This is a genomic window from Variovorax sp. Soil_C_12, from assembly GCF_057657375.1.
Genome location: NZ_JBDGIO010000012.1, coordinates 99,225 through 124,564 on the forward strand (window position 1 = coordinate 99,225; position 25,340 = coordinate 124,564).

Here is a 25,340-nt window from a genome sequence, read left to right on the forward strand (position 1 = left end):
TTCTGTCAGGCCGCCATCGCCATGATTGACGCACGCACCCTCGCCGGCGAAGCGCTCGCGGCCGCGCTGCGCGAATGCCGCGCACGCACGCGCGCCTGGACCTTCGACCTGAGCGATGCGCAATGGCAGGTGCCGCGCCAGACCGGCGTGAACCTGGTCGCCTGGGAGCTGTCGCACCTGGCCTGGTTCGGCGAGTTCTGGGTGCTGCGCGGCCCGCACGCGGTCGATGCGCAAGGCTATGTGCAGGCGAGCGGGCCGGCGCGCATCGCCGGGCCCGACGCCCTGTTCGACTCGGCCCGGCTGGCCCACATCGCGCGCTGGTCCGTGGCCCTGCCCACGCGGGACGAGATCGACGCGCGCCTCGATGCGCAGCTCGAGGCCTGCCTGGCCGCGCTCGCGCAATGCGATGACAGCGACGAAGCCCTGTACTTTCATCGCCTGGCGTTGTTCCACGAAGACATGCACGACGAGGCCTTCGCCTGGCTGCGCGCGATGCTGGGCTACCTCGCGCCTGTCGGCCTGGCAGAACTGCCGCGCCTGGCCGAGGCGCCTGTCATCGCGCTGCCTGCCGCGCAGGCCCGCATCGGCTGGCCCGCGGCCCGCGGCGGCTTCGCCTTCGACAACGAGCTCGGCGAGCATCCCGTTGCCCTGGCCGCCTTCGAGATCGACGCCATGCCGGTCACGGCCGGCCGCTACCTGCGCTTCGTGGAAGCCGGAGGCTACGCCAATCCGGCCTTCTGGCCCGGCGAGGCCGGACGCTGGCGCGCGACACAGCCCCGCAGCCACCCCGCGCGCTGGCGGCGCGTCTCGCAGCAATGGGAGACCCGCTGGTTCGACCGCTGGCTGCCGCTCGACCCCGACCAGCCGGTGATCCATCTCAGCGCCTGGGAGGCCGAGGCCTACGCGCGCTGGGCCGGCCGCCGACTGCCCACAGCCGCCGAATGGGAGCACGCGGCCGCCACCCAATCCGCCTTCGCCTGGGGAAGCAGCGTATGGGAATGGACCGCCAGCACCTTCACGCCCTACCCCGGCTTCGCGCCCGGCCCTTACCGCGACTACTCGGCCCCCTGGTTCGGCGACCACCGGGAGCTGCGCGGAGGCGCCTTCGCCACTCACGCGCGGCTGCACGATCCGCACTACCGCAACTTCTTCCAGCCCGCCCGCAACGATGTCTTCGCCGGCTTCCGCACCGCGTCTCCTTAAACTGCGGCCCTCTTTCCTTCGGTACGCCCATCATGAAACGACAGTTCCTCCAGACCACCCTCTTCTGCCTGCTGGGCCTGGCCGCCGGCCTGCCGGTGCAGGCGCAGAGCGCCACGACGCTGCGCGTTTCGGCCATCCCCGACGAGGCGCCGACCGAGCTGCAGCGCAAGTTCAAGCCGCTGGGCGAGTACCTGAAGAAAGAGACCGGCCTCGACGTGCAGTTCACGCCCGTCACCGACTACGCCGCCGTGGTTGAAGGCTTGGCCACGAACAAGATCGACCTGGCCTGGCTCGGCGGCTTCACCTTCGTGCAGGCCAAGCTGCGCACCGGCGGCGCGGCCGTGCCGATCGTGCAGCGCGCGGAGGACGAGAAGTTCACCAGCAAGTTCATCGTGCCGACCGACAGCAAGGCGAAGACGCTGGCCGACCTGCGCGGCGCCACCTTCGCCTTCGGCTCGCCGTCATCGACCTCGGGCCACCTGATGCCGCGCCATTTCCTGCTGCAGGCCGGCATCAATCCCGAGAAGGACTTCAAGACCATCGCCTTCTCGGGTGCGCACGACGCGACAGTGGCCTTCGTGGCCTCGGGCCGGGCCGAAGCCGGCGTGCTGAACGCCTCGGTGATGGACAAGCTCGTCGAGTCGGCCAATCCGAACGCCGCCAAGGTGCGCGTGCTCGCGACCACCGCGCCCTACTACGACTACAACTGGACCGTGCGCCCCGGCCTCGATGCCGCGACCACGAAGAAGCTGGCCGACGCCTTCCTGAAGCTCGACGCGGCCAATCCGGCGCACAAGGAAATCCTCGAGCTGCAGCGCGCCTCGAAGTTCATCCCGACCCAGGCCTCGAACTACGACGGCATCGAGGCGGCGGCGAAGTCGGCCGGGCTCATCAAGTAGGCGGGCCGCGCCGTTGACTGCCGAAGCCGCGCTGGCGCTGGAGGACGTCGGCCTGGTCCATGCCAACGGCCAGCGCGCGCTGCAGGGGGTGACGCTGCGGGTCGCGCCGGGTGCGCGCGTGGCCGTCATCGGCCCCTCGGGCGCGGGCAAGACCAGCCTGCTGCGCATCGCCGCCACCGCGCTGCGCGCCAGCGAAGGCCGCGTCGAGCTGCTGGGCGCGCGGCCCTGGCAGCTGCGCGCGCGGCCGCTGAAGGCGCTGCGCGCGCGCATCGGGCTGATCCACCAGGCGCCGCCGATTCCGCCGCGGCTGCGCGTCATCACCGCGGTGCTGGCGGGCCGGCTGGGCGCCTGGTCAGGCGGGCGCGCCCTGGCCTCGCTGCTGGTGCCGGCGGACATCGCCGGCGCGCAGGCCGTGCTGGCCCGGCTCGACCTGGCCGACCGGCTGTTCGACCGCTGCGACCGGCTCTCCGGCGGCCAACTGCAGCGCGTGGGCATGGCGCGCGTGCTCTACCAGGCGCCCGAACTGCTGCTGGCCGACGAGCCGGTGTCGGCGCTGGACCCGGCGCTGGCCGACCTGGCGGTCGGCGAGCTGATTGCGCAGAGCCAGGCCACGGGCGCCACGCTGCTCGCATCGCTGCACGCGGTCGACCTGGCGCTGAAGTGGTTCGACCGCATCGTCGGCCTGCGCGCGGGCGTCGTGGTCTTCGATGCGCCGGCCGCCGAGGTCAGCCCCGGCATGCTCCACGAGCTCTACGCCACCGAGGGAAGCCTGCTGCCGACCCAGGCCCACGGCTTCGACCTCGAGGGCGCCCGCGCGCGCCCGCTGCCCACCGCCTGCCGATGAGCGCCGCCCGGCCGCCCGAAGCCGCCCGGCCGCCCGAAGGCGCGAAGGCCGCTTTGCGCGACCCGCTCGCCCGCCGGCGCCTGGGCGCTCTGCTGCTCGCGCTGATGGTGCTGTGGCCGATGCTGGTCATCGCCGAGTTCAAGCCCCAGGCGCTGCTGGCGCCCGGCACCCTGCGCGTGATGGGTGGCTTCCTGGCCGGCTTCCTGCCACCGGCGCTGTCGGCCGATTTCCTGGGCCTGCTGGCGCACGCGACCTTGCAGACCCTCGCGATGGCGACCGCGGGCACGGCGCTCGCCTTCGTGCTCGCAGTGCCGCTGGCCTTTGCGGCGGCACGGTCGCTGTCGATCTCGCGCATCGGCCCTGGGCCCGGGCGATGGCGCGGGCAGGCGATGCGCACGGCCGTGCGCGGCGTGCTCACCGTGCTGCGCGCCATTCCCGAGCTGGTGTGGGCGCTGCTGCTGGTGCGGGCCTTCGGCCTGGGACCAGGCGCCGGCGTGCTGGCGCTGGCGATCACCTACAGCGGCATGCTCGGCAAGATCTACTCGGAGATTCTCGAGTCGGGCGACACGCGGCCCGCGCGGGCGCTGCTCGAGGCCGGCAGCGGGCGGCTCGCCGCGCTGTGCTACGGCCTCCTGCCGGGCGCGGCGCAGGAGCTGGCCTCCTACACCGTCTACCGCTGGGAGTGCGCGGTGCGCGCTTCGGTGGTGATGGGCTTCGTCGGCGCCGGCGGGCTGGGCCAGCTGATGGACCAGTCGATGAAGATGCTCAACGGCGGCGAGGCGTGCAGCATCCTGATCGTGTTCCTGCTGCTGGTGCTGATGGCCGATGCGCTGAGTGCCCTGTTGCGAAAGTGGCTGGCATGAACCCGACCCGCCCCACGGCCACTGAACGGGCGCGCGCCGCCGGGCCTTGCCTCGGCTGCCTGCTGGCTGGCGCCGCGATCCTGCTGGCGGTGATCGCCAGCTTCCTCTACCTCGGCATCGACTTCCGCGCCCTCGCGGCGCGCGAGTCGCTCGCCTCGATGGCGAAGTTCGTGGCCGAATTCTTTCCGCCCGACCTGTCGCCCGACTTCCTGGCCAAGACCGCCTGGGGCGCGCTGCAGACGCTCGCGGTCTCGGCGCTGGGCACGCTGCTCGCGATGCTGGGCGGCGCCGCGCTGGCGCTGCCGGCCTCGGGCCGCTTCGGCCCGGCGCTGCGGCAGGCCTCGCGCCTGGCGCTCAACCTGCTGCGCAGCGTGCCCGAGCTGGTGTGGGCCGCGCTGATGGTGCTGGCGGCCGGGCTCGGCCCCTTCGCCGGCGTGCTCGCCCTGGCGCTGCACACCAGCGGCGTGTTCGGCCGGCTGTTCGGCGAGACGCTGGAGAACGTGCCGCCCACGCCCGAGCGCGCGCTGCGCGACGCCGGCAGCGGCGCGGTCGCGGCCTTCGCCTACGGCAGCCTGCCGCTGGCATGGCCCCAATGGCTGGCCTATGCGCTGTACCGTTGGGAGATGAATATCCGCATGGCCGCCGTGCTCGGCTTCGTCGGCGCCGGCGGGCTGGGGCAGATGCTGTACTTTCATCTTTCGCTGTTCCAGCAGGCGCAGTCGGCGACCGTGATCGGCGCCATGTTCGTGCTGGTCTTCATCGTGGACACTGCAAGCGGCCGCCTTCGGCGCGGCCTCGTCCCCGCCCACGCATGACCTTTTCGGAGATTCGCCCATGAGCACCTTCACCACGGTCGAGCTGATCGGCGCCCCCACCGACATCGGCGCCAGCGTGCGCGGCGCCGGCATGGGGCCGGACGCACTGCGGGTGGCGGACATCGCCGGCACCCTGTCGCGCCTGGGCTTCGATATCGTGGACCGCGGCAACCTCGCGGGCCCGGCCACGCCCTGGACCGAGCCGGCCAACGGGCTGCGCCACCTGGACGAAGTGGTCACCTGGAACCGGGCGGTCTACGCGGCCGTCGACCAGGCGATGGGCGCCGGCCACCTGCCGCTGCTGATGGGCGGCGACCACTGCCTCGCGATCGGCTCCATCAGCGCGATCGCCTGGCATGCGCGCCGGCGCGGCAAGAAGCTGCGCGTGCTGTGGCTGGATGCGCATTCGGACGTCAACACCGAGCGCACCAGCCCCAGCGGCAACATCCACGGCATGCCGGTCGCCTGCCTGCTGGGCCACGGGCCGGAGGCGCTGAGCGGCTGGAGCGGCGAGGCCGCGGCGCTGGAGCACGATGCGATCCGCTTCCTCGGCATCCGCAGCGTCGACGCGGAGGAAAAGGCGGCGATCCGCGCGCTGGGCCTGAACGTCTTCGACATGCGCCACATCGACGAGCACGGCATGCGCACCACCATGACCGAGGCGCTGCAGGACATCGGCGAGGACACCCACCTGCACGTGAGCTTCGACCTCGACTGCCTGGACCCCGACTACGCGCCGGGCGTGGGCACCGGGGTGCGGGGCGGGCCGACCTGGCGCGAGATGCAGTTGTGCATGGAGATGATTGCCGACACCGGACGCTTGGCCTCGCTCGACGTCGTCGAGCTCAATCCCGCACTGGATGTGCGCAACCGCACGGCGGAAGTGGCGGTCGAGCTGATTGAGAGCCTGTTCGGCAAGTCGACCCTGGTGCGCTGAGGCGCCTCAGGGCAGGCGCGCGAACACGCTGGGGACCACGCGCACCGAGATGCCGAGGGTGCGCCGCACGGCCACGTCCTCCAGCCGCGCCCATTCGGTGGACGACACCAGGGGCTGGCCGGTTTCGGGCAGCGTGCCGGCATTGCTTTCTTCCAGGCTCCGGGCCCAGTCGTCGAAAGCGCGCTTCAGGTGGGAGGGGACCAAGGGGATCTCCATCGAGGAACAAGATGAGTGAAGCGTATCGGCCGCCCTCTCGAAACGGGAGTGAATAAGTCACCGAAGAAAACTAAACACTGAGCGCAAAAACGCGATCCCGCATGCGCTTAGAACCTTTGATTTCTTTTTACTGGTTGATGAGGTTGAGGATGTTGCCGTCCGGGTCCTTGAACCACGCGACCTTCATCTCGCCCACGACATGGATGTCGCCTTCGAGTCGCGTGTCGGGCATGTCGTAGTGCTCGAATCGCACGCCCTTGGCCTTGAGTTCGCTGACCAAGGCTTCGATCTCGTCGCCGACGGCCCAGGTGACGGCGGTCGCCTGGTTGGTGCCCGCGTACTGCGAGCAGTAGACGTTGAGTGTCGAAACGCCGCTCTGGAAGACGACCATGTCGTCGCCATCGGTCTCGATCGGCGTCAGTCCCAGCGTTTCCTCGTAAAACTTTCTTGCCCGGTCGATGTCCTTGACCGCGAGGTTCGCGACGGCTTCCTTGTTTCCCAGCATGGCTTGCTCCTTGTCGACGGTGGTGACGTCAGTACACAACCCGTTGGCACCGTCCCACAGCGCAACCGTGAAGTCAATCGGCGGGGATGACGAGGTGCAAGCGCCGCAAAAGGCGGTGAAGCGTGAACTTTTCAGCGCCTCAAATGAGACACATAGTCTTACATTCTTAAGTACTCATTTCGAGTTCAGAGCGAGGAGCAAGACATGGATGTAAGGAAGATCGGCCTGGTGGTGGAACAACCGTTCGATGGGTCTTATTACTGGGTGATCCACGAGGACGTGCGCCACGACGGCCACTTCGAGGCGCTCCATCGCGCCGATCGCCCTTTCGCCACCTATGCCGCCGCACTGGCGCAAGGCTATGGCGTCATGCAACGCCTCTGCGGCCTGACCGGCCTGCCCGCCTACGCGGCGCGCTCGGTCCCGATCTGCTGAACCCGAGTCAGCCCCGCGACGGCGACAGCGGCACCTCGCGCAGAGGTGCATCGTTGCTCGGCACCGGCAGCGCGGGCGGCGCGACCGGCGTGCTCTGCACCGCCTCGGGCACGAGGAAGCGGTCGATCAGGGCAAAGAAGCGATCGTAGAAGCGCTCCTCGGTCAGCGTCTCGCTGGCCACCTTGACCAGCGCATCGTCGCTCGAAGAAAAAGGCAGCGACAACGAACCCAGCGCGCCGACGCCCAGGCTGGCCGAGTTGTTGGTCTTCTTGAGGCTGTAGCGATCTTGCAGCGCGCTGGCGAAGGCGATGGTGCTCGCGCCGCCGCTGTCGCGCGCACAAACCACGCGCAGTTCGACCTCCACGTGCACTTCGCTGGCCGGCTGGAAGCTCTTGCGGCCCGCCACCAGGTCAGCGTTGGCGGCAGTCACCAGATAGCCCTGGCTCAGCAGTGCGCGGCGCGCAGCCTCGCAGGTCTCGGCCTGGCTCGCGCGAAAGCTGCGCGTGTGAGTGGTGGTCGAATCGAATTCCTCGGGGTCGTAGGAGACCCGCTTCGGGGTACTGATGCCGCAGCCCGCGAGAAGAAGCGTGAACAGCAGCGCGACGGCTGCGTGCGGAAGGGGAGGACGCATGAGAAAGAAGCCAATGTCGGGGATGCGGAATGCTAGCGGCGCTTGCCCGCTTGCGGTGCCCCGATTGGACGTCGCCGCGCCCCCGACGTTCCCGGCCTCAAGCGCCGATGCGGATCACACGCTGCGCCCGCTCGCGCGTGGCGGCGATGCGGCGTGCGTTGGGCTCGTCGGTCTGCGCGACCCAGGCAAGCGCTTCCTCGGGGCTGCGTCCGAACTGCTGGTGGCGCCGCACCAGGCGCTCCACGCGCAGCGCGTCGTCGACCTCCACGAACCAGACCTCGTCGAGCAGCGGCGCGACCTCGGCCCATGAATCTTCCTGCAGCAGCAGGTAGTTGCCCTCGGTGATGACAAGCTGCGTCTGCGGCAGCACGGCAATGGCGCCGGCGACCGGCTCCTCGATTTCGCGCCGGAACTCGGGCGCGTAGACGATCTCGTCGGCGCGCTGCTCGCGTACCCGCCGCAGCAGCGCCACGTAGCCGGCGCTGTCGAAGGTGTCGGGCGCGCCCTTGCGCTCGGCCCGGCCCAGGCGCTGCAGCTCCACTTGCGCAAGATGAAAGCCGTCCATCGGCACCACCTGCGCGCGTCCCGGAAGGGCTTGCTCGAGCGCGCGTGCGAGCGTCGACTTGCCCGATCCGGGCGCCCCGACCAGGCCGAGCAGCCTGCGCCGGCGATCGGCCAGCAGCGACTCGAGATGGGCCAGGTCGGGCGCCAGGTTCACGGGTACAGGCCGCGCTCTTGCCGCGCCATCAGGATGCGCTCGCAGGCCACCGCGAAGGTCGCGGTGCGCAGCGTGATCCGGTGCTTGTCGGCCGTGTCCCAGATCTGGTTGAGCGCGTTCATCATGATGCGGTCCAGCCGCTGGTTGATCTCGTCCTCGTCCCAGAAGAAGGACGAGAAGTCCTGCACCCACTCGAAGTAGCTGACCGTCACGCCGCCGGCGTTGCAGATCACGTCGGGCACCACCAGCACGCCGCGCTCGGCCAGGATGTCGTCGGCTGCCGGCACGGTCGGGCCGTTGGCGCCTTCGAGCACGAGCCTGGCCTTGGTCTTCTGCGCGCGTTCCGCGGTGACCTGCCCTTCGAGGGCCGCGGGGATGAGGATATCGCAGGCCACGTCCCAGAAGGACTCGTTGGCGATCACGTCGCCGCCCTTGAAGCCCACCACGCCCTCGGTGCGCGCCAGCGGCAACAGGGTTTTCAGGTCGAGCCCGTTGGCGTTGACGATGGTGCCGGTGTGGTCCTGCACCGCGACGATCTTCGCGCCGGCCTCGGCGAACAGCTCCGCGGCCACCGAGCCCACGTTGCCGAAGCCCTGCACGGCGACGCGCGCGCCGCGCAGGTCCAGGCCCAGGCGGCGCGCCGCCTCGCGGCCGGTGACGAACACGCCGCGGCCGGTCGCCTTCACCCGGCCCAGCGAGCCGCCCAGGTGCAGCGGCTTGCCCGTGACCACGCCGGTGGCGGTGCCGCCGACGTTCATCGAGTAGGTGTCCATCATCCAGGCCATGATCTGGGCGTTGGTGTTGACGTCGGGCGCGGGGATGTCCTGCTGCGGGCCGATGATGATGCCGATCTCGCTGGTGTAGCGGCGCGTCACTTTCTCCAGTTCCTGCTGCGAGAGCTTCTTCGGATCGACGCGGATGCCGCCCTTGGCGCCGCCGTAGGGCAGGTTGACCGCGGCGGTCTTGACCGTCATCCAGGCCGACAGGGCCATCACTTCCTCCAGCGTCACGTCGGGATGGAAGCGCACGCCGCCCTTGCCCGGGCCGCGCGACATGTTGTGCTGCACGCGGTAGCCCTCGAAGTGGGCGATGCTGCCGTCGTCCATCTCGATCGGCACGTCGACGATCAGTGCGCGCTTGGGGCGCTTGAGCGTCTCGACCCAGCGAGACAGCTCGCCCAGGTAGGGCACCACGCGGTCCACCTGCGACAGGTAGGTGCCCCAGGGGCTGTTGGGGGTCGGTTGGACGTAGGACAGATCGGCGCTCATGGCACTCCAGGCGTTGTTGGGATGCCGCGCACGATAGTCCTGCCCGTGACCCTTCGCCATGGTCTATGCACGATGCGTTGCGTCTTATGCGCTTGCGGCAAGCCGGCGCGCGCGCACAATTTCCGGCGGCGCGATGCCCATGCGCCACCTGTCTTGGACTCGGATCCCACCAAGAGGGCGACGCATGAAAGAGATTCTTGAACGACTCGCAGGATTGGTCCCGGCCTACTTCGAAGCGCTGCTTCCTCTGCTGACGGGTCCCAAGCGCTTCATCGCCGAACGTCTGTCGGGCGATGCCTCGGCGATGCAGAAGGCCCTGGTCTTCCTCGCCGTTTCCTTTGCGATCGGATGGGTTTTGAAGATGCCGCTGAGCCGGGGCGACCCCTTGCTCGAGCTGGGCGCCGATGCGGTGTTCGCCTTCGTGTACGTCGTGGCCTACGGCGTGGCGCTCTACCTGGCCTGGCGCATTGCGGGCGCAAGGAGCGGACTCCAGCAATTTCTGACCATCCACTTCTACTACGCAGGCATTCTCCTGCTGCTCGCGACCGGTCTTTACCTGGGCACGGTGGGCACCCTCAGGGCCGGCGACCCTGAACTGCTCAAGGAGATGCACGACGCCACTCACGCCGGGAAGCTGGCCACCTTCCTGCATGAAAACCTCCAGCGATTGATCGCCAGTCCAGCCTACAGGCTGTCGCTGCCGGTGCAGATCGCCGGCTTCGGCGCGATGCTCACGTGGATTTTTGCCGGCTGGGGCGCCTACCGGCAACTGAACCGGCTCTCGCGGCTGCGCTCCATCGGTGCCGGCCTGCTCTTTCTGATCTTTTGTCTTCCCGTGACGGCCTTCGTGTTCGTGCTCGGGAACGCCCTCGTCAAGTAGGCCGTGCGGCACTCGGGATTGCCCCGCCGGGCGCGAGATGCGCCCCGGTTTCCCGCTACCCGCGCCCGCCGAAGATCGCGGTGCCGATGCGCACCATCGTGCTGCCGGCCGCAATGGCCGCTTCGAGATCTGCGGACATGCCCAGCGACAGCGTGTCGACCTCGAGGCCCGCGCCACGCATCTCCTCGAAGACGGCCGCTGCGCGCAGGAACAGGGCGCGCTGCGCCTCGAAATCCGGCGCCGGCTCGGGGATCGCCATCAGCCCGCGCAGCCGCAAGCGTGGCAAGGCCGCAACAGCCCGCGCCAGGGCCAGTGTTTCCCCGGCGGTCACACCGGACTTGTTGGCGCCGGCGTCCACATTGACTTGCAGGCAGACCTGCAGCGGCGGCAGTTCCGCCGGCCGCTGCTCGGCCAGGCGCTCGGCGATCTTGAGCCGGTCGATGCTGTGCACCCAGTCGAAATGCGCCGCCACCGGCCGCGTCTTGTTGCTCTGCAGAGGGCCGATGCAGTGCCATTCGAGCCCGGCGCGCAGGTCGGACAAGGCCTCGATTTTGGCCACCCCCTCTTGCACGTAGTTCTCGCCGAAGGCAATCTGGCCGGCGGCGCGGGCCTCGCGCACCGCCTCGGCGGGGAAGGTCTTGGACACCGCAAGCAAGCGCACGCTCGCCGGGTCTCGGCCGGCTGCCGTGCATGCCGTCACGATTCGGGCCCGAACTTGCTGGAGCTTGTCACCAATCATCGTCATAATCGTCAAAACGTATCAAAACGTCACCGAGGAACTTCGTGGATATCACCCAACTGCTTGCCTTCAGCGTGAAGAACAAGGCCTCGGACCTGCATCTGTCCTCCGGGCTGCCTCCCATGATCCGCGTACACGGCGACGTGCGGCGCATCAACGTCGACGCCCTCGACCACAAGGCGGTGCATGCCATGGTGTACGACATCATGAGCGACACGCACCGCAAGCACTACGAAGAGTTCCTGGAGGTCGACTTCTCCTTCGAGATCGACGGCCTCGCCCGCTTCCGCGTGAACGCCTTCAACCAGGCCCGCGGCGCGGCGGCGGTGTTCCGGACCATTCCTTCGAAGATCCTCACGCTGGAGCAGCTGAACGCGCCCAAGATTTTCGGCGACCTCGCGCTCAAGCCCCGCGGCCTGGTGCTGGTGACCGGCCCGACGGGCTCGGGCAAGTCCACCACGCTGGCCGCGATGATCAACTTCCTCAACGAGACCGAGTACGGTCACATCCTGACGGTGGAAGACCCGATCGAGTTCGTGCACGAGTCGAAGAAGTGCCTGATCAACCAGCGCGAGGTCGGGCCGATGACCCTGTCCTTCGCCAACGCGCTGCGCTCGGCGCTGCGGGAGGACCCGGACGCGATCCTGGTCGGCGAGATGCGCGACCTGGAAACCATCCGTCTCGCGATGACCGCGGCCGAGACCGGCCACCTGGTGTTCGGCACCCTGCACACTTCGTCGGCCGCCAAGACCATCGACCGGATCATCGACGTGTTCCCGGGCGAGGAGAAGGAAATGATCCGCGCCATGCTGTCCGAGTCGCTGCAGGCGGTGATCTCGCAGACCCTGTGCAAGACCAAGGACGGCCAGGGCCGGGTCGCGGCGCACGAGATCATGCTGGGCACCTCGGCCATCCGCAACCTGATCCGCGAGGGCAAGGTGGCACAGATGTACTCGTCGATCCAGACCGGCAGCGGCCAGGGCATGCAGACGCTGGACCAGTGCCTGACGGACCTCGTGCGGCGCAATGTCATTTCGGCCGCCGAGGCACGCGGCAAGGCGAAGATCCCCGAAAATTTCCCAGGCTGAACGAGCCTGCCCGCACCGGAGTACCGACATGGAACGCGATCAAGCCAGCCAGTTCATCAACGAACTGCTCAAGCTCATGGTGAGCCGCAACGGCAGCGACCTGTTCATCACCGCCGACTTCCCGCCGGCGATCAAGGTCGACGGCAAAGTCACCAAAGTGTCGCAGCAGGCCCTGGGCGCGCAGCACACGCTGGCGCTCACGCGCTCGATCATGAACGACCGGCAGACCGCCGAGTTCGAGCGCACCAAGGAGTGCAACTTCGCGATCTCGCCCACCGGCATCGGCCGCTTCCGCGTCAACGCCTTCGTGCAGCAGGGCAAGGTGGGCATGGTGCTGCGGACCATTCCGGCCCAACTCCCCACCATCGACGGGCTGGGCATGCCGCAGGTGCTGAAGGACGTGACGATGACCAAGCGCGGCCTGTGCATCCTGGTGGGCGCCACCGGCTCGGGCAAGTCGACCACGCTGGCCGCGATGATCGACTGGCGCAACGAGAACTCCTACGGCCACATCGTGACGGTGGAAGACCCGGTGGAATTCGTGCACCCGCACAAGAACTGCGTGGTGACGCAGCGCGAGGTGGGCATCGACACCGACAGCTGGGAGGCCGCGCTCAAGAACACGCTGCGCCAGGCGCCCGACGTCATCCTGATGGGCGAGATCCGCGACCGCGAGACCATGGAGCATGCCGTGGCCTTCGCCGAGACGGGCCACCTGTGCATGGCCACGCTGCACGCCAACAGCGCCAACCAGGCGCTGGACCGCATCATCAACTTCTTCCCCGAGGAGCGCCGGGCCCAGCTGCTGATGGACCTGTCGCTCAACCTGCGCTCGCTGATCTCACAGCGCCTCGTTCCCACCGAGGACGGCCACGGGCGCGTCGCCGCGGTGGAGATCCTGCTGAACACGCCGCTGATCAGCGACATGATCTTCAAGGGCGAGGTGGGCGAGATCAAGGAGATCATGAAGAAGAGCCGCAACCTCGGCATGCAGACCTTCGACCAGGCGCTGTTCGACCTGTTCGAGACCAACATGATTTCCTTCGAGGATGCGCTGCGCAACGCCGACTCGGCCAACGACCTGCGGCTGCAGATCAAGCTCAACAGCCAGCGCGCACGCACCACGGACCTGTCCGCCGGCACCGAGCACTTCGCGATCGTCTGAACGCGGCGAGGCGGCGAGGCGGCGAGGGGCGATAAGCTCGCCCTCATGAGCAGCCTCAACCCCAAAACCTACGACTCCATCCCGGCGCACAAGGTCGCCTTCCTCGGCCTCGGCGTGATGGGCTACCCCATGGCCGGGCACCTCGCCCTGGCCGGCCACAGCGTCGCGGTCTACAACCGCACGACCGCAAAGTCCGCTGCCTGGCAGCAGGAGTTCGGCGCCCAGGCCAAGGGCAGCCTGCGCCACGCGCCCACTCCGCGCGAAGCCGCAGCCGGCGCCGACATCGTGTTCAGCTGCGTCGGCAACGACGACGACCTGCGCTCGGTGGTGCTGGGCGAGGACGGCGCCTTCGCCGGCATGGCCCGAGGCGCGGTCTTCGTCGACCACACCACCGCGTCGGCCGACGTGGCGCGCGAGCTGTCCAAGGCCGCACTCGAACGCGGCCTGCAGTTCATCGATGCCCCGGTCTCCGGCGGCCAGGCGGGCGCGCAGAACGGCGTGCTGACGGTGATGTGCGGCGGCGATGCGGCGGCCTTCGAGCGCGCCAAGCCGGTGATCGCCGCCTTCGCGCGCGCCGTCACCCGGCTCGGCGACAGCGGCGCCGGCCAGCTCGCGAAGATGGTCAACCAGATCGCGATCGCCGGCCTGGTGCAGGGCCTGTCGGAGGCGATCGCCTTCGGCCAGCGTGCGGGCCTGGACATGAACGAGGTGCTCGCCGTGATCGGCAAGGGCGCCGCGCAGAGCTGGCAGATGGACAACCGCGGCAAGACCATGGTCGAGGGCAAGTTCGACTTCGGCTTTGCCGTCGACTGGATGCGCAAGGACCTCGGCCTGGTGCTCGACGAGGCCAGGCGCAACGGCGCGCAGCTGCCGGTGACCGCGCTGGTGGACCAGTTCTATGCCGCCGTGCAGCAGGCCGGTGGGCAACGCTGGGACACCTCGAGCCTGATCACGCGGCTGAAATAAGCTTTCCCCCAGGCTCCCCCACTTCGTGTGGTCCGCCCACCCCCTTCCGGGGGCAACACCGGCGGCCCGGCAGAGCCGGTTCCGCGGTGTTGCTGGAATCTCCTATCGAACCGGCGTCGCGACCGCACCTGCACCGCCGGACGGCTGCGAAGAGCCTGCGGGCGGGAGCGGCTCCATCGGCGGCAGCGGCACGTTCGAGCGCGAGCCCGACGCAGGGCCGGAGCCACCCTGCTGCGGCTGGCCGGCCAGCTCCGCCTCGCTGACGATCTCGACCACGCGCACCACCTTCTCCACGCCCGACACGCCGCGTGCGATGTCCGTGGCGCGATCGGTCTCGCGGCGCGTGGCCAGGCCCATCAGGTAGACCGTCCCGCGGTCCACGACGACCTTGAAGGAGTTGGCGAAGACGTCCTTGGCGTCGAGCAGCGAGGCCTTGATCTTCCCGACGATCAAGGTGTCGCTGGAGCGCTGCTGGAAGGTGCTGGGCGGCCCGATCGTCAGCTCGTTGACCACCGAGCGCACGTTGTCCACGCGGCGCACCACGTCCTCGACGCGGCGCCGGTCGGCCTCGTTGCCCACCGCGCCGGTCAGCAGCACCTGGCGGTTGAAGCTGGTGACGCTGACGTACATCTGGTCGTTGGCGATCTCGCGCACCCGCGCGCTCGCGCGCAGCTCGATGCCCTGGTCGTCGACCTGCGCGCCCGAGCTGCGGCGGTCCGTCGCCACCATGCCCGCGCCGACCACCGCGGCGCCGCCGACCACCAGCGGCACGCAGGCTGAGAGGCCGGCGGCCAGGGTGGTGCCCGCGGCCAGGGCCAGCGCGAAGCGCCGGAGGGATGTCGTTGTCATATGGAACCTTCCTGTTCTCCGAGTAACTGGGCGTCCACGCCGTCGCACAGGCAGTGCAGCACGAGCAGGTGGACTTCGTGGATGCGTGCCGCGCGCTCGTGCGGCACGCAGACCTGGACATCGGTTTCGCGCAAGGCCCGCCCCACGGCGCCACCGGGATTGCTGCTGCTGGCGCCGCCGCCCGCGGCATTGCCCAGCAGGGCCACGACGGTCATGTCGCGCATGTGCGCCGCCTCGACGGCAGCCAGCACGGCCGCCGACTGGCCGCTGGCGCTGAGGGCCAGCAGCACGTCGCCGCCCTGCCCCAGCGCACGCACCTGGCGCGCGAAGCGGTCGGGGTCGCCGACCTCGGCCGTGTCGGCGGCGGGGTCGATGGGATCGAGCGGCAGCGCGATGGCGCCGAGCCCGGGACGATCGCGTTCGAAGCGGCCGACGAACTGCGCGGCGAACTGCGCCGCCAGCAGGCCCGAGACGCCCGCGCCGCACGCCAGGATCTTGCCGCCGCTGGTGACGCAGGCGAGCAGGGCCTGCATGGCCTGCGAGATCGGTTTGCTGAGAAGCGGGCCGGCCTGGTACTTGAGGTCTGCGCTGTCGATGAAGTGCTGCTGGATCCGTTGCTCGAGCATGGGGCGGGATGATAACTGCGGGTGGCGCAACAAAAGGTTATTGCCCCCGTTGAGTGCGGCGGGCGGCCGGGGTTCCCCAGATGTCAATCGGCGTCGAAAGCGGCCCGGATCCATTCGATGCGCGCTTCCACCAGCACCACGTCGAAGCGGCAGGGTGGCAGCGTGCGCAGGCGGCTCAGATAGTGCCGCGCCGCGAACACGATGCGCCGCTGCTTCACGCCCGTGATGCTGGAGGCCGCGCCGCCATGGCTCGCGCTGGCGCGCTGGCGCACCTCGACGAACACCAGGGTGCCGTCGCGCGGGTCGCGCATGATCAGGTCGATCTCGCCGCCCCCGCGGCCCGGGGTTCGATAATTGCGCGCGACCAGCACCAGGCCGCCCGCCTGCAGATGCGCGAGCGCGGCCGCTTCGGCCGCGTCGCCGCGCTGCTTGGTGGTGACCCCGGCCACCTTCTTGTTCTGGAGAAACACGCTTGACCTCCCTTGTCCCCGCCTCCTTCGCCGCAGCCCTGCAGGCTGCGCGCGAGGCCGCGGGCGCGCAGCATTATCCCGAAGGCGCGCTCTACGTGGTCGCCACGCCGATCGGCAACCTGGCCGACATCACGCTGCGCGCCCTCCACGTGCTGCAGATCGTCGACGCGGTGGCCTGCGAGGACACGCGCCACACGCAGAGCCTGCTGCGCGCCTACGGCATCGAGCGGCCCGGGGCGCAGCTCCTCGCGCTGCATCAGCACAACGAAGCCGAGGCGGCGCAGGGCGTGGTCGCGCGCCTGGCGGCCGGCGAGCGCATCGCCTATGTCAGCGATGCCGGCACGCCCGGCGTCAGCGACCCCGGCGCGCGCCTCGCTGCCGCCGTGCGCGACGCCGGTCTGCGCGTGCTGCCGCTGCCCGGCGCCAGCAGCGTGACCACGCTGATCGCGGCGGCGGGCCTGGTTGCGGGCGGCGATGCCGAGAGCGCCTTCGTCTTCGCCGGCTTCCTGCCTGCCAAGGCCGGCGAGCGCGATACCGCCGTGCAGGCGCTCGCCGCCGAACCGCGCAGCGTGCTGCTGCTGGAGGCGCCGCATCGCATCGAGGCCCTGGCGCGCGCGCTCGCGGCATTGGGCGAACGCCGCGTGACGGTGGGGCGCGAGCTCACCAAGCAGTTCGAGGAGATCGCCACGATGACTGCTGCGGCGCTGCCCGCCTGGCTGGCGGCCAGCCGCGACCGCACGCGCGGCGAATTTGCGCTGGTGCTGCATCCCCTGCTCGCCGCCCCGGACGACAGCGCCGAAGGCGAGCGCGTGCTGCGCCTGCTGCTGGCCGAGCTGCCGCTGAAGAGCGCGGTACGGCTCGCCGCGGAGATCAGCGGTGGGCCGCGCAACGCACTCTATGAGCTCGCGCTGCGGCTGCGGGAAGACGAGCGCTGACTCGGGTCTTCGGGCTCCGCCTCCGCGGCCACTCACGCGCTGAAGGCAAGTCACATTTGGCGAGCCTCCTGTGAGTCTTGCGTCACGCATGAACGAGGTGAGCGGGTAACCTTTGCGCGACAAAAAACGAGTATTTGATTCGCCCCGGCTCGACTACAGTCCGCGCCACATCAAGAAGCCAGGGGCCCCATGAGAAAGAAAAATCCCGCTGCATTGACAGCGCATGCATCGAGTTCGCACGCATCGATGCCATCCGATCGCCGTCTGCCGGCGCGGATGCTGAGCCGCACAGTCATTGCCGCTTGCCTGTGCATCGCCACGCTCGCAGCCCACGCCGGTTCCGTGAGCTACAACTATGACGCCCTGGGCCGCCTGGCCAGCACCGTCTACAGCAACGGCAGCGCCACCACCACGATCACCTGCGGCGAACATGCCTGAATCCACGAGCAACGGACATTCAGTGCCACTCAAAAAAGCAACTTCCGATCATCTGCGATGCGACCCTTTCTGCCCCTCTTCATACTTGCCAACCTTCTGGCTGGCTGCGCGACGAAACCTCCGACGTATTCGATAGCCGGGTCCGAGAGCCTGAGCTTTGAGCAGGCTTCAGCGGCCTTAGCGAGGGAGTACGCGCCTTGGGAAGGCAGGCCTGGACTAGACCAGCCAACTCGACTCTTGCGCGGAGCGCCCTCCCCGTATCCGCGGGAGGCGAGGCGAGCAGGCATTGAAGGAAGAGTCATCGTCGAGTTGGAAGTCGATGAGCGCGGCAACGTCGCTCGGACGAGGGTGATCGGCGAGCCACACAAACTCCTGGCAGACGCGGCAGTCACCGCCATTAGCCAATGGAAATTCCGACCTCACACCTACCGTGGCACACCCGTCAAGGTGCTGCTCCGTCAGCCCATTACTTTCAAGCTGACCCCGCCGGACGATTTCCCGCCTTGGCAGTCACAAAACGCATTGCCCCCTTCCGGACCGTGAGCCCACTGCTCGCAATCCCAAGCTGATCACGGCCGCAGCCTCTCTGCCAGGATGGGGCCGACGATGGCGCACAGCACGAGAAGCAAACAACAGTCCTTCAGGCGCCACCACCGAATGCACACCCGTCACGCCGCTCAACCATCCAGCTCCGGATAACACCTGAAGATCCCCTCCTCATTGAACGCAATCCGCCGGGGACTCTGCAGGTACTCCCGCACCCGCTGCCGCCGCGCGATGTTGGCATGCAGCTTCACCACCGCCGGCGTGCCCGCCAATGCGCGCGCCGCGGCCTTGGGGAAGGCATAGCGCAGCCCCGCCACGAGCTGGAACAGCGACAGATCGGCGTAAGTCAAGCTGTCGCCCACCAGATGCACGTCCCCCGCCGGATTGCGCTGCAGCACGCGCTCGAACCAGTCGAGGTACTTCGGAATGCGCTCCTCGCGAAAGCACTTGGCGCGCGCCTGCGCGGCCTCGCGCTGGTCCTCGTAGTAGTCGCCGACGGAAATCGGGTGGTGCGTGTCGTGTGCCTCGGCCACCACGTCGGCAATGGTCAGCTGCAGCTGGTGCGTCCACAGCCCGTCGCGCTCGCCGATGCCGGCCAGGCCCAGGCGCGGGCCCAGGTAGAGCAGGATCGCGGCGGTCTGGCCGACCACGATGTCGCCGTCGACCAGGAAGGGCGGCGCGAAGGAAGCGCGCGGATTGCCGGGATCGCTCAGCCGTTGCGCCAGCGCGGACTCCCCGCCGCCCTTGCCCGTCGGCTCGCGCGCCACGTCGACGTACTCGGCGCCGGCCGCTTCGAGCGCGAGCCGCACGAATTCGCCGCGGCCCTGGATGGTGGGCCAGTAGTGAAGCTGGTAAGTCATGGCAGAGACCTTTCGGGCTCATGCTAGCGCGGCACGATGCCCCGTCAACGCCCCCAGCGCAGCACCATCGGATCGAGCCGCCGCGCCGTCTCGATCAGCCCCTTGCGCGTGTCCGGATGCAGCGCCGGCCACGGCTGGCGCGGCGCCTCGCAGGCGATCACGCCGCCCTCCTTCATCAGCGCCTTCGCGGCCAGGAAGCCGGCCTGCCGGTTCTCGTAGTTGATGAGCGGCAGCCAGCGCTCGTAGAGCGCATACGCCCGCTCGCGATCGCCGTTGCGATGCGCCTCGATGATGGGACGGATGCCGTCCGGATAGCCACCGCCCGTCATCGAGCCGGTGGCGCCGGCGTCGAGGTCGGGCAGCAGCGTGATCGCCTCCTCGCCGTCCCACGGCCCCTCGATGGACTGGCCGCCCAGGCGAATCAGCTCGCGCAGCTTCGAGGCGGCGCCGGCGGTCTCGATCTTGAAGTAGGCCACGTGCTCGATCTCCATCGCGAGGCGCGCGAGGAAAGGCGCCGACAAGGGCGTGCCGCTCGCGGGCGCGTCCTGGATCATGATGGGGATGTCGATGGCGTCCGAGATGCCCGCGTAGAAGGCCTGGATCTGCGGCTCGGCGACGCGGAAGGTGGCGCCGTGGTAGGGCGGCATCACCATCACCATCGCGGCGCCCATGTCCTGCGCGCGCCGGCTGCGCTGGGCGCAGACGCGGGTGCTGGTGTGCGTGGTGGTGACGATCACCGGCACGCGGCCCGCCACATGTTCGAGCACGGTGCGCGTGAGCACCTCGCGCTCCTCGTCCGACAGCAGGAACTGCTCGGAGAAGTTGGCCAGGATGCAGATGCCGTCGGAGCCGGCATCGATCATGAAGTCGATGCAGCGCTTCTGGCTCTCGAGGTCGAGCTCGCCCGATTCGGTGAAGGTGGTGGGCGCCACCGGATAGATGCCGCGGTGGCGGGGGTTGTCGAGGGTCATGCAGGTTCCAGGGGTGAGGCGTAAATCAGTGGGAGTGCCGCGGCACCTCGGCCCCTCGGCAGCCCACCAGAAAGTCGAAGTCGCAGCCTTCGTCGGCCTGCAGCACATGGTCGATGTAGAGGCGTTGGTAGCCGCCCCGCGCCTTCGCGGCCGCAGGCGACGCCTCAGCAGGCGCGGCCAGCACCGCCAGCCGCGCGGCCAGCTCCTCGTCGCTGATGTCCAGGTGCAGCCGCCCCGCCTCGCAGTCCAGCTCGATCCAGTCGCCGTCGCGCACCGCCGCGAGCGGACCTCCGGCTGCCGCCTCGGGCGCCACGTGCAGCACCACCGTGCCGTAGGCGGTGCCGCTCATGCGGGCATCGGAGATGCGCACCATGTCCTTGATGCCCTGGCGCAGCAGCTTGGGCGGCAGGCCCATGTTGCCGACCTCGGCCATGCCGGGGTAGCCTCGTGGGCCGCAGTTCTTCATGACCAGCACCGAGCTGGCGTCGACCTCCAGCGACTCGTCGCCGATGCGCTGCTTGTAGTGGTCGAAGTCCTCGAACACCACAGCGCGCCCGCGATGCTGGAGCAGCTCGGGCGTGGCGGCCGAGGGCTTGAGCACCGCACCGCGCGGCGACAGGTTGCCGCGCAGAATGCGGATGCTGCCGTCGTCCATCAGCGGCCGGTCGAGCGGGCGGATCACCTCGTCGTTGTAGCTGGGCGCCTCGCGCACGTTGTCCCAGAGCGAGTGGCCGTTGACGGTGAGCGCGCCGGGATGCGGCAGCAGGCCCGCCTCGCCGAGCCGGCGCAACACCGCCGGCAGGCCGCCCGCGTAGTAGAACTCCTCCATCAGGAAGCGCCCCGAGGGCATCAGGTCGACGATGGTGGGCGTGCCGCGGCCGATGCGCGTCCAGTCCTCCAGCTCCAGCTCCACGCCGATGCGCCCCGCGATGGCCTTCAGGTGGATCACCGCGTTGGTCGAGCCGCCGATCGCCGCGTTGACGCGGATCGCGTTCTCGAAGGCCTCGCGCGTGAGGATCTTCGACAGCGTCAGCCCCTCGCGCGCCATCGCCACGGCACGGGCGCCCGACATCTGCGCCAGCACGTAGCGGCGCGCATCCACGGCAGGGATCGCGGCGTTGTGCGGCAGCGAGGTGCCCAGCGCCTCGGCCATGCAGGCCATGGTCGAAGCCGTGCCCATGGTGTTGCAGGTGCCGGCCGAACGCGACATGCCGCCCTCGGCCGCGAGGAACTGGTGCAGGCCGATCTCGCCCGCCTTGAGCGATTCGTGCAGCTGCCACACCGCCGTGCCCGAGCCGATGTCGCGCCCCTCGAGCTTGCCGTTGAGCATGGGCCCGCCGGTCACCACGATGGCGGGGATGTCGCAGCTGGCCGCGCCCATCAGCAGCGCGGGCGTGGTCTTGTCGCAGCCGGTGAGCAGCACCACGGCATCGATGGGGTTGCCGCGGATCGCCTCCTCCACGTCCATGCTGGCGAGGTTGCGCGTCAGCATCGCGGTCGGCCGCAGGTTCGACTCGCCGTTGGAGAACACGGGGAACTCCACCGGGAAGCCGCCCGCCTCGGAGATGCCGCGCTTGACGTGCTCGGCGATCTTGCGGAAATGCGCGTTGCAGGGCGTGAGCTCCGACCAGGTGTTGCAGATGCCCACGATCGGGCGGCCGTCGAACTCGTGGTCGGGGATGCCCTGGTTCTTCATCCAGCTGCGGTACATGAAGCCGTTCTTGTCGGCCGGGCCGAACCATTGGGCAGAACGTAGTTTCTTGGGAGCATCCGGCATGAGGCGGGCTTTCTTGGGAACGGGTGATGGAAAGAAGAGGAACTCAGCGCCGCGGCGCGCGCGCCGTGAAGAAGCGCTGCAGCAGGCAGAAGAAGAAGAGCAAGGCGCCCACCACGATGCGCGTCCACCAGGAGCTCAGCGTGCCGTCGAAGGCGATCAGGGTCTGGATGATCCCGAGCGTGAGCACGCCGAAGAGCGTGCCGGCCACATAGCCCACGCCGCCGGTCAGCAGCGTGCCGCCGATGACCACGGCCGCGATCGCGTCGAGCTCCAGCCCCATCGCGTGCAGGCCGTAGCCCGACAGCATGTAGAAGGTGAAGATGACGCCGGCCAGCGCCGAGCAGAAGCCCGAGAGCGCATACACGCCCACCAGCGTGGAGCGCACCGGCAGGCCCATCAGCATGGCCGAATGCTCGCTGCCGCCGATTGCGTAGACGGTGCGGCCGAAGGGCGTCCAGTGCGCGACGAAGACCGCGACGGCCAGCACGACGAGCGCGATCACCGCGCTGATCGACAGCGAGGCGTCGAAGCCCACCGGAATGCGCAGCTGCGACACCGAGGAATAGAACTCGTTGGTGATGCTGATCGAGTCGATGCTGATGAGATAGCAAAGCCCGCGCGCCAGGAACATGCCCGCCAGCGTGACGATGAAGGGCTGCAGCCGGAAGCGCTCGATCAGGACGCCCATCACCCCGCCGAAGGCCGTGCCCATTAGCAGCACGAGCGGGATGACCGCTGCAGGATTCCAACCATGCTTCTCCACCAGCGAGGCCGAGACCATGGTGGTGAGCGCGATCACCGAGCCCACCGACAGGTCGATGCCGCCCGAGAGGATCACGAAGGTCATGCCGATCGCCACGACGATCAGGAAGGCGTTGTCGATCAGCAGGTTGAGGAAGACCTGGGCCGAGAAGAAGCCGTCGTACAGCACCGAGCCGAGCGCGGCCATCATCGCGAAGAGCGAGACGGTGGCGGCCAGCGGCAGGTACTTGGGGTTGAAGCGCGGGCGGTGCGCGGCGCCCGGGGTGGTGCCGGTCGCGGCCGCTTCGCGCTTGTCCATTACCGCGCTCATCGCTCCGCCCCCTCGAGCGCCGGGCGCCGCACCAACTGGCCCAGGGTGGCGCGGAACTCCGGCGACTGCAACAGCATCACCGCGAACACCACCACCGCCTTCACCACCAGGTTGATCTCGGGCGGCACGCCCAGCGAGTAGATCGCATAGGTCAGCGTCTGGATGATGAGCGCGCCGATCACGCTGCCCACCAGGCTGAAGCGCCCGCCGGTGAGCGCGGTGCCGCCCAGCGTGACGGCCAGGATCGCGTCGAGCTCGAGCAGCTGCCCGGCGTTGTTGCCGTCCGCGCTCTTCACGTTGGAGCTGATCAGAAGCCCGGCGACGCCCGCGCAGGCGCCGCAGAAGGCATAGGCGCCCACCACCAGCCGCCGCGCCTGCACGCCGGCCACGCGCGCCGCCGTCGGGTTGATGCCCACGGCCTGGATGAACAGGCCGAGCGCGGTGCGCGTGATCGCGAGGTAGAGCGCGACAAAGACCAGCGCCACCACGAAAAGCGAGAAGGGCAGGCCCAGCAGGTAGCCGCTGCCGAGGAAGAAGAAGGGCTGGTAGTAGATGGTGATGATCTGCCCGCCGGTGATGAGCTGCGCGATGCCCCGCCCCGCCACCATCAGGATCAGCGTCGCGATGATGGGCTGCATGCCCACGCGCGCGACCAAGAGGCCGTTCCACAGCCCGCACACCAGCGCGATGCCGATCGCCGCCGCGATCGCCACCGGCATCGGGAAGCGGCTGACGTTGCCCGAGACCGAGCCGCCGATCATCCAGGCCGCGAGCGCCGCGGCGATGGCCACCACCGCGCCCACCGAGATGTCGATGCCTCGGGTGGCGATCACCAGCGTCATGCCCAGCGACACTAGCACCAGCGGCGCCGCGCGGTTGAGGATGTCGATCAGGCTGCCGTAGAGGTGCCCCTCGCGCCATTCGAGGTGCAGGAAGCCCGGGTTGAAGGCCGCGTTGAGCGCGAGCAGCAGCACCAGCGTGAGCAGCGGCCACGCGAGCCGATGGCGAAAGGCCGTCGCAAAGAAGTTGGAAGAGGGAGTGGTGCTCACTGGAGTATCTTCGCCTTCGGTTGCGGTGCTATTCGCCTTGGGAGCGGCCCGGCGGCTCATGGTGTGGCCGCAATCAGTTCGCAGACTTCGTCTTCGCTGCTGCCGGCGGGCAGCTCGCCCACCTTGGCGCGGTCCCGCAGCACCACGATGCGATGCGCCACGCGCACCACCTCACTCATCTCCGACGAGATGAAGAGCACCGCCATGCCGGCCTTCGCCAGGCGCAGGATCTGCGTCATGATTTCCTGCTTGGCCGCGACGTCGATGCCGCGCGTCGGCTCGTCGAGGATCAGGAGCCGCGGCTCGGTGGCGAGCCAGCGCGCGATGATGGCCTTCTGCTGGTTGCCGCCGGAGAGCAGGCCGATCGGCGTCTCCACGCTCGCCGCCTTGATGTCCAGCGCGGCCACGTAGCGCTCGGCCAGCGCGACCTGCTCGGCGCGCGACAGGAAGCGGCGCGCACCCAGCCGCGCCTGCAGCGCGAGCGCGATGTTCTCGCGCAGCGACAGCTCGGCCACGATGCCGTCGGTCTTGCGCTCCTCCGGGCACAGCGCGAGGCCGTGGCGGATCGCATCGGCGGGGCTCGCGAAGCGCACCAGCTCGCCGTCGATGCGCAGCTGCCCGCGGTCCGGCGCCTCCAGCCCGAAGAGCAGCCGCGCCAGCTCCGTGCGCCCGGCGCCCAGCAGGCCGGCCAGGCCCACGATCTCACCGGCGCGCACGCGCAAGTCCACCGGCTGCAACTGGCCGGTCTGGCCCAGCCCCTGCACCTCCAGCAGCGCGGGCGTGTCGATGGCCACGGCCGGCAGGGCCGCCGGCCGTGCCGACTGCGCCGCCAGCTCGCGCCCGAGCATCGCGGCGATCAGCGCCTGCGGGCCCAGTTCGCTCGCCCGCCATTCGCCGACCCACGCGCCGTTGCGCAGCACGGTGATGCGGTCCGACACCGCATACACCTGGTTCAGGAAGTGGGTGACGAAGACGATCGCCAGGCCCTCGTCGCGCAGCCGGTGCAGCACCTCGAAGAGCTTGCGGACCTCGTCCTCGTCCAGGCTGGAGGTCGGCTCGTCGAGGATCAGCACCTTCGAGGACACGCCCAGCGCTCGCGCGATCGCGACCATCTGCTGCACCGCGACCGGATAGCTCGACAGCAGGCGCGCCACATCGATGTCCAGCCCGATGCGCGCCAGCAGCTCGCGCGCACGCCGATGTACCGCCGACCAGTCGATGCGGAAGCCCTCGGCCGCGCCGCGCCGCGGATAGCGGCCGGCGAACACGTTCTCGGCCACCGAGAGGTTGGGGCAGAGGTTGACCTCCTGGTAGACCGTGCTGATGCCCAGCTTCTGCGCCTCCAGCGGCGAGGCCGGATGGATCGCCTCGCCGTCCAGCCGCATCGTGCCGCCGCCGGAGGGCAGCGCGCCGGTCAGCACCTTGATCAGCGTGGACTTGCCCGCGCCGTTCTGGCCCATGAGCGCATGGATCTCGCCCGGGTACAGCCGCAGCTGCACATCGCGCAGCGCGTCGACGCCGGCGAACTGCTTGCGAATCCCCTCGAGCTCCAGGACAGGCTGCATGGCCAGGGCC

Annotated in this window: 29 protein-coding genes; 14 read left to right on the plus strand and 15 right to left on the minus strand. The window is 69.2% G+C overall.

Going from position 1 to position 25,340, the window contains the following annotated elements; genetic code table 11:
* Window positions 1–21 precede the first annotated feature (21 nt).
* The 6 genes from senA to rocF are packed head-to-tail and all read left to right on the plus strand — an operon-like array spanning window position 22 to window position 5,561.
* On the plus strand, window positions 22–1,203 hold the full coding sequence (gene senA / locus AC3A6X_RS26645; RefSeq protein WP_487844984.1) for a selenoneine synthase SenA: 1,182 nt from the start codon (window positions 22–24) through the stop codon (window positions 1,201–1,203).
* A 32-nt stretch (window positions 1,204–1,235) separates the two neighbouring features.
* Window positions 1,236–2,102 carry a putative selenate ABC transporter substrate-binding protein gene (locus tag AC3A6X_RS26650; protein ID WP_487844985.1) on the plus strand — a complete coding sequence of 289 codons (867 nt, stop codon included), beginning with the start codon at window positions 1,236–1,238 and terminating at the stop codon, window positions 2,100–2,102.
* A gap of 13 nt (window positions 2,103–2,115) precedes the next feature.
* The gene (locus AC3A6X_RS26655) at window positions 2,116–2,946 is read left to right on the plus strand and encodes a phosphonate ABC transporter ATP-binding protein (RefSeq protein WP_106556425.1); all 831 of its coding nucleotides are present in this window, start codon (window positions 2,116–2,118) and stop codon (window positions 2,944–2,946) included.
* Window positions 2,943–3,809 (plus strand): PhnE/PtxC family ABC transporter permease, encoded by an 867-nt coding sequence (locus tag AC3A6X_RS26660; RefSeq protein WP_487844986.1) that lies wholly within the window; start codon window positions 2,943–2,945, stop codon window positions 3,807–3,809. Before AC3A6X_RS26655 ends, AC3A6X_RS26660 begins: the two co-directional genes overlap by 4 nt.
* Window positions 3,806–4,624 (plus strand): phosphonate ABC transporter, permease protein PhnE, encoded by an 819-nt coding sequence (phnE, locus tag AC3A6X_RS26665; RefSeq protein WP_487844987.1) that lies wholly within the window; start codon window positions 3,806–3,808, stop codon window positions 4,622–4,624. Before AC3A6X_RS26660 ends, phnE begins: the two co-directional genes overlap by 4 nt.
* A 19-nt stretch (window positions 4,625–4,643) precedes the next feature.
* Entirely contained in the window at window positions 4,644–5,561 is a 918-nt protein-coding gene (gene rocF, locus AC3A6X_RS26670) for an arginase (RefSeq protein ID WP_487844988.1), read from the plus strand.
* 6 nt (window positions 5,562–5,567) lie between these two features.
* Here rocF and AC3A6X_RS26675 read toward each other — a convergent pair whose 3' ends face one another.
* Window positions 5,568–5,765, minus strand: coding sequence for a hypothetical protein (locus AC3A6X_RS26675; RefSeq protein WP_487844989.1), 198 nt, complete (start codon window positions 5,763–5,765; stop codon window positions 5,568–5,570).
* A 139-nt stretch (window positions 5,766–5,904) separates the two neighbouring features.
* Window positions 5,905–6,282: a VOC family protein gene (locus AC3A6X_RS26680; protein WP_487844990.1), complete on the minus strand. Its 378-nt coding sequence runs from the start codon at window positions 6,280–6,282 to the stop codon at window positions 5,905–5,907.
* A gap of 204 nt (window positions 6,283–6,486) precedes the next feature.
* Here AC3A6X_RS26680 and AC3A6X_RS26685 point away from each other — a divergent pair, with 204 nt between their 5' ends.
* The gene (locus tag AC3A6X_RS26685; protein WP_309966931.1) at window positions 6,487–6,717 is read left to right on the plus strand and encodes a hypothetical protein; all 231 of its coding nucleotides are present in this window, start codon (window positions 6,487–6,489) and stop codon (window positions 6,715–6,717) included.
* 7 nt (window positions 6,718–6,724) lie between these two features.
* Here the strand turns inward: AC3A6X_RS26685 and AC3A6X_RS26690 are convergent, their stop codons facing one another.
* From AC3A6X_RS26690 to AC3A6X_RS26700, 3 genes are all read right to left on the minus strand, one after another.
* The gene (locus tag AC3A6X_RS26690; protein WP_487844991.1) at window positions 6,725–7,348 is read right to left on the minus strand and encodes a DUF2242 domain-containing protein; all 624 of its coding nucleotides are present in this window, start codon (window positions 7,346–7,348) and stop codon (window positions 6,725–6,727) included.
* Between the two features lie 97 nt (window positions 7,349–7,445).
* Entirely contained in the window at window positions 7,446–8,066 is a 621-nt protein-coding gene (locus tag AC3A6X_RS26695; RefSeq protein ID WP_487844992.1) for a nucleoside/nucleotide kinase family protein, read from the minus strand.
* On the minus strand, window positions 8,063–9,334 hold the full coding sequence (locus tag AC3A6X_RS26700; RefSeq protein WP_487845074.1) for a Glu/Leu/Phe/Val family dehydrogenase: 1,272 nt from the start codon (window positions 9,332–9,334) through the stop codon (window positions 8,063–8,065). Before AC3A6X_RS26700 ends, AC3A6X_RS26695 begins: the two co-directional genes overlap by 4 nt.
* Before the next feature lie 184 nt (window positions 9,335–9,518).
* On the opposite strand from AC3A6X_RS26700, the gene AC3A6X_RS26705 reads away from it, so the two are divergent.
* Window positions 9,519–10,214 (plus strand): hypothetical protein, encoded by a 696-nt coding sequence (locus AC3A6X_RS26705; protein ID WP_487844993.1) that lies wholly within the window; start codon window positions 9,519–9,521, stop codon window positions 10,212–10,214.
* 55 nt (window positions 10,215–10,269) lie between these two features.
* Here the strand turns inward: AC3A6X_RS26705 and AC3A6X_RS26710 are convergent, their stop codons facing one another.
* The gene (locus AC3A6X_RS26710) at window positions 10,270–10,959 is read right to left on the minus strand and encodes a YggS family pyridoxal phosphate-dependent enzyme (protein ID WP_487844994.1); all 690 of its coding nucleotides are present in this window, start codon (window positions 10,957–10,959) and stop codon (window positions 10,270–10,272) included.
* 38 nt (window positions 10,960–10,997) lie between these two features.
* Here AC3A6X_RS26710 and AC3A6X_RS26715 point away from each other — a divergent pair, with 38 nt between their 5' ends.
* From AC3A6X_RS26715 to AC3A6X_RS26725, 3 genes are read left to right on the plus strand one after another with little or no spacing between them, the layout of a single operon-like run.
* Window positions 10,998–12,041 (plus strand): type IV pilus twitching motility protein PilT, encoded by a 1,044-nt coding sequence (locus tag AC3A6X_RS26715; protein ID WP_487844995.1) that lies wholly within the window; start codon window positions 10,998–11,000, stop codon window positions 12,039–12,041.
* Window positions 12,042–12,069: 28 nt separating this feature from the next.
* On the plus strand, window positions 12,070–13,206 hold the full coding sequence (locus AC3A6X_RS26720) for a PilT/PilU family type 4a pilus ATPase (protein ID WP_487844996.1): 1,137 nt from the start codon (window positions 12,070–12,072) through the stop codon (window positions 13,204–13,206).
* Between the two features lie 45 nt (window positions 13,207–13,251).
* Window positions 13,252–14,172 (plus strand): NAD(P)-dependent oxidoreductase, encoded by a 921-nt coding sequence (locus tag AC3A6X_RS26725; protein WP_487844997.1) that lies wholly within the window; start codon window positions 13,252–13,254, stop codon window positions 14,170–14,172.
* A gap of 102 nt (window positions 14,173–14,274) precedes the next feature.
* Here AC3A6X_RS26725 and AC3A6X_RS26730 read toward each other — a convergent pair whose 3' ends face one another.
* The 3 genes from AC3A6X_RS26730 to AC3A6X_RS26740 all read right to left on the minus strand — a co-directional run bounded on the left by AC3A6X_RS26730 (window position 14,275) and on the right by AC3A6X_RS26740 (window position 16,117).
* Complete coding sequence (locus AC3A6X_RS26730) at window positions 14,275–15,021, minus strand: BON domain-containing protein (protein ID WP_487844998.1); 747 nt, start codon at window positions 15,019–15,021, stop codon at window positions 14,275–14,277.
* Window positions 15,018–15,647 carry an SIS domain-containing protein gene (locus tag AC3A6X_RS26735; RefSeq protein WP_487844999.1) on the minus strand — a complete coding sequence of 210 codons (630 nt, stop codon included), beginning with the start codon at window positions 15,645–15,647 and terminating at the stop codon, window positions 15,018–15,020. Before AC3A6X_RS26735 ends, AC3A6X_RS26730 begins: the two co-directional genes overlap by 4 nt.
* A gap of 83 nt (window positions 15,648–15,730) precedes the next feature.
* The gene (locus AC3A6X_RS26740) at window positions 15,731–16,117 is read right to left on the minus strand and encodes a YraN family protein (RefSeq protein ID WP_487845000.1); all 387 of its coding nucleotides are present in this window, start codon (window positions 16,115–16,117) and stop codon (window positions 15,731–15,733) included.
* 2 nt (window positions 16,118–16,119) lie between these two features.
* On the opposite strand from AC3A6X_RS26740, the gene rsmI reads away from it, so the two are divergent.
* From rsmI to AC3A6X_RS26755, 3 genes are all read left to right on the plus strand, one after another.
* Window positions 16,120–17,052 (plus strand): 16S rRNA (cytidine(1402)-2'-O)-methyltransferase, encoded by a 933-nt coding sequence (gene rsmI, locus AC3A6X_RS26745; protein WP_487845001.1) that lies wholly within the window; start codon window positions 16,120–16,122, stop codon window positions 17,050–17,052.
* A gap of 246 nt (window positions 17,053–17,298) precedes the next feature.
* Complete coding sequence (locus tag AC3A6X_RS26750; protein WP_487845002.1) at window positions 17,299–17,490, plus strand: hypothetical protein; 192 nt, start codon at window positions 17,299–17,301, stop codon at window positions 17,488–17,490.
* A gap of 57 nt (window positions 17,491–17,547) precedes the next feature.
* Window positions 17,548–18,033, plus strand: a complete 486-nt coding sequence (locus tag AC3A6X_RS26755) for an energy transducer TonB (RefSeq protein WP_487845003.1) — start codon at window positions 17,548–17,550, stop codon at window positions 18,031–18,033.
* Window positions 18,034–18,167: 134 nt separating this feature from the next.
* On the opposite strand, the gene AC3A6X_RS26760 is transcribed toward AC3A6X_RS26755, so the two are convergent.
* From AC3A6X_RS26760 to AC3A6X_RS26785, 6 genes are read right to left on the minus strand one after another with little or no spacing between them, the layout of a single operon-like run.
* Window positions 18,168–18,896, minus strand: coding sequence for a glutathione S-transferase (locus AC3A6X_RS26760; RefSeq protein ID WP_487845004.1), 729 nt, complete (start codon window positions 18,894–18,896; stop codon window positions 18,168–18,170).
* Between the two features lie 44 nt (window positions 18,897–18,940).
* Entirely contained in the window at window positions 18,941–19,867 is a 927-nt protein-coding gene (locus tag AC3A6X_RS26765; protein ID WP_487845005.1) for a dihydrodipicolinate synthase family protein, read from the minus strand.
* A 25-nt stretch (window positions 19,868–19,892) separates the two neighbouring features.
* On the minus strand, window positions 19,893–21,644 hold the full coding sequence (locus tag AC3A6X_RS26770; protein WP_487845006.1) for an IlvD/Edd family dehydratase: 1,752 nt from the start codon (window positions 21,642–21,644) through the stop codon (window positions 19,893–19,895).
* Window positions 21,645–21,687: 43 nt separating this feature from the next.
* On the minus strand, window positions 21,688–22,716 hold the full coding sequence (yjfF, locus tag AC3A6X_RS26775; RefSeq protein ID WP_487845007.1) for a galactofuranose ABC transporter, permease protein YjfF: 1,029 nt from the start codon (window positions 22,714–22,716) through the stop codon (window positions 21,688–21,690).
* Window positions 22,713–23,765: an ABC transporter permease gene (locus tag AC3A6X_RS26780; RefSeq protein WP_487845008.1), complete on the minus strand. Its 1,053-nt coding sequence runs from the start codon at window positions 23,763–23,765 to the stop codon at window positions 22,713–22,715. Before AC3A6X_RS26780 ends, yjfF begins: the two co-directional genes overlap by 4 nt.
* Window positions 23,766–23,821: 56 nt before the next feature.
* Window positions 23,822–25,330, minus strand: coding sequence for a sugar ABC transporter ATP-binding protein (locus tag AC3A6X_RS26785; RefSeq protein WP_487845009.1), 1,509 nt, complete (start codon window positions 25,328–25,330; stop codon window positions 23,822–23,824).
* Window positions 25,331–25,340 lie beyond the last annotated feature (10 nt).

Coding starts and splice junctions, on each gene's coding strand:
- senA (WP_487844984.1), top strand. CDS start 22: ATGATTGACGCACGCACCCTCGCCGGCGAAGCGCTCGCGGCCGCGCTG.
- AC3A6X_RS26650 (WP_487844985.1), top strand. CDS start 1,236: ATGAAACGACAGTTCCTCCAGACCACCCTCTTCTGCCTGCTGGGCCTG.
- AC3A6X_RS26660 (WP_487844986.1), top strand. CDS start 2,943: ATGAGCGCCGCCCGGCCGCCCGAAGCCGCCCGGCCGCCCGAAGGCGCG.
- phnE (WP_487844987.1), top strand. CDS start 3,806: ATGAACCCGACCCGCCCCACGGCCACTGAACGGGCGCGCGCCGCCGGG.
- rocF (WP_487844988.1), top strand. CDS start 4,644: ATGAGCACCTTCACCACGGTCGAGCTGATCGGCGCCCCCACCGACATC.
- AC3A6X_RS26680 (WP_487844990.1), bottom strand. CDS start 6,282: ATGCTGGGAAACAAGGAAGCCGTCGCGAACCTCGCGGTCAAGGACATC.
- AC3A6X_RS26685 (WP_309966931.1), top strand. CDS start 6,487: ATGGATGTAAGGAAGATCGGCCTGGTGGTGGAACAACCGTTCGATGGG.
- AC3A6X_RS26690 (WP_487844991.1), bottom strand. CDS start 7,348: ATGCGTCCTCCCCTTCCGCACGCAGCCGTCGCGCTGCTGTTCACGCTT.
- AC3A6X_RS26700 (WP_487845074.1), bottom strand. CDS start 9,334: ATGAGCGCCGATCTGTCCTACGTCCAACCGACCCCCAACAGCCCCTGG.
- AC3A6X_RS26705 (WP_487844993.1), top strand. CDS start 9,519: ATGAAAGAGATTCTTGAACGACTCGCAGGATTGGTCCCGGCCTACTTC.
- AC3A6X_RS26710 (WP_487844994.1), bottom strand. CDS start 10,959: ATGACGATGATTGGTGACAAGCTCCAGCAAGTTCGGGCCCGAATCGTG.
- AC3A6X_RS26720 (WP_487844996.1), top strand. CDS start 12,070: ATGGAACGCGATCAAGCCAGCCAGTTCATCAACGAACTGCTCAAGCTC.
- AC3A6X_RS26725 (WP_487844997.1), top strand. CDS start 13,252: ATGAGCAGCCTCAACCCCAAAACCTACGACTCCATCCCGGCGCACAAG.
- AC3A6X_RS26730 (WP_487844998.1), bottom strand. CDS start 15,021: ATGACAACGACATCCCTCCGGCGCTTCGCGCTGGCCCTGGCCGCGGGC.
- AC3A6X_RS26735 (WP_487844999.1), bottom strand. CDS start 15,647: ATGCTCGAGCAACGGATCCAGCAGCACTTCATCGACAGCGCAGACCTC.
- AC3A6X_RS26750 (WP_487845002.1), top strand. CDS start 17,299: ATGCCATCCGATCGCCGTCTGCCGGCGCGGATGCTGAGCCGCACAGTC.
- AC3A6X_RS26755 (WP_487845003.1), top strand. CDS start 17,548: ATGCGACCCTTTCTGCCCCTCTTCATACTTGCCAACCTTCTGGCTGGC.
- AC3A6X_RS26760 (WP_487845004.1), bottom strand. CDS start 18,896: ATGACTTACCAGCTTCACTACTGGCCCACCATCCAGGGCCGCGGCGAA.
- AC3A6X_RS26765 (WP_487845005.1), bottom strand. CDS start 19,867: ATGACCCTCGACAACCCCCGCCACCGCGGCATCTATCCGGTGGCGCCC.
- AC3A6X_RS26770 (WP_487845006.1), bottom strand. CDS start 21,644: ATGCCGGATGCTCCCAAGAAACTACGTTCTGCCCAATGGTTCGGCCCG.
- yjfF (WP_487845007.1), bottom strand. CDS start 22,716: ATGAGCGCGGTAATGGACAAGCGCGAAGCGGCCGCGACCGGCACCACC.
- AC3A6X_RS26785 (WP_487845009.1), bottom strand. CDS start 25,330: ATGCAGCCTGTCCTGGAGCTCGAGGGGATTCGCAAGCAGTTCGCCGGC.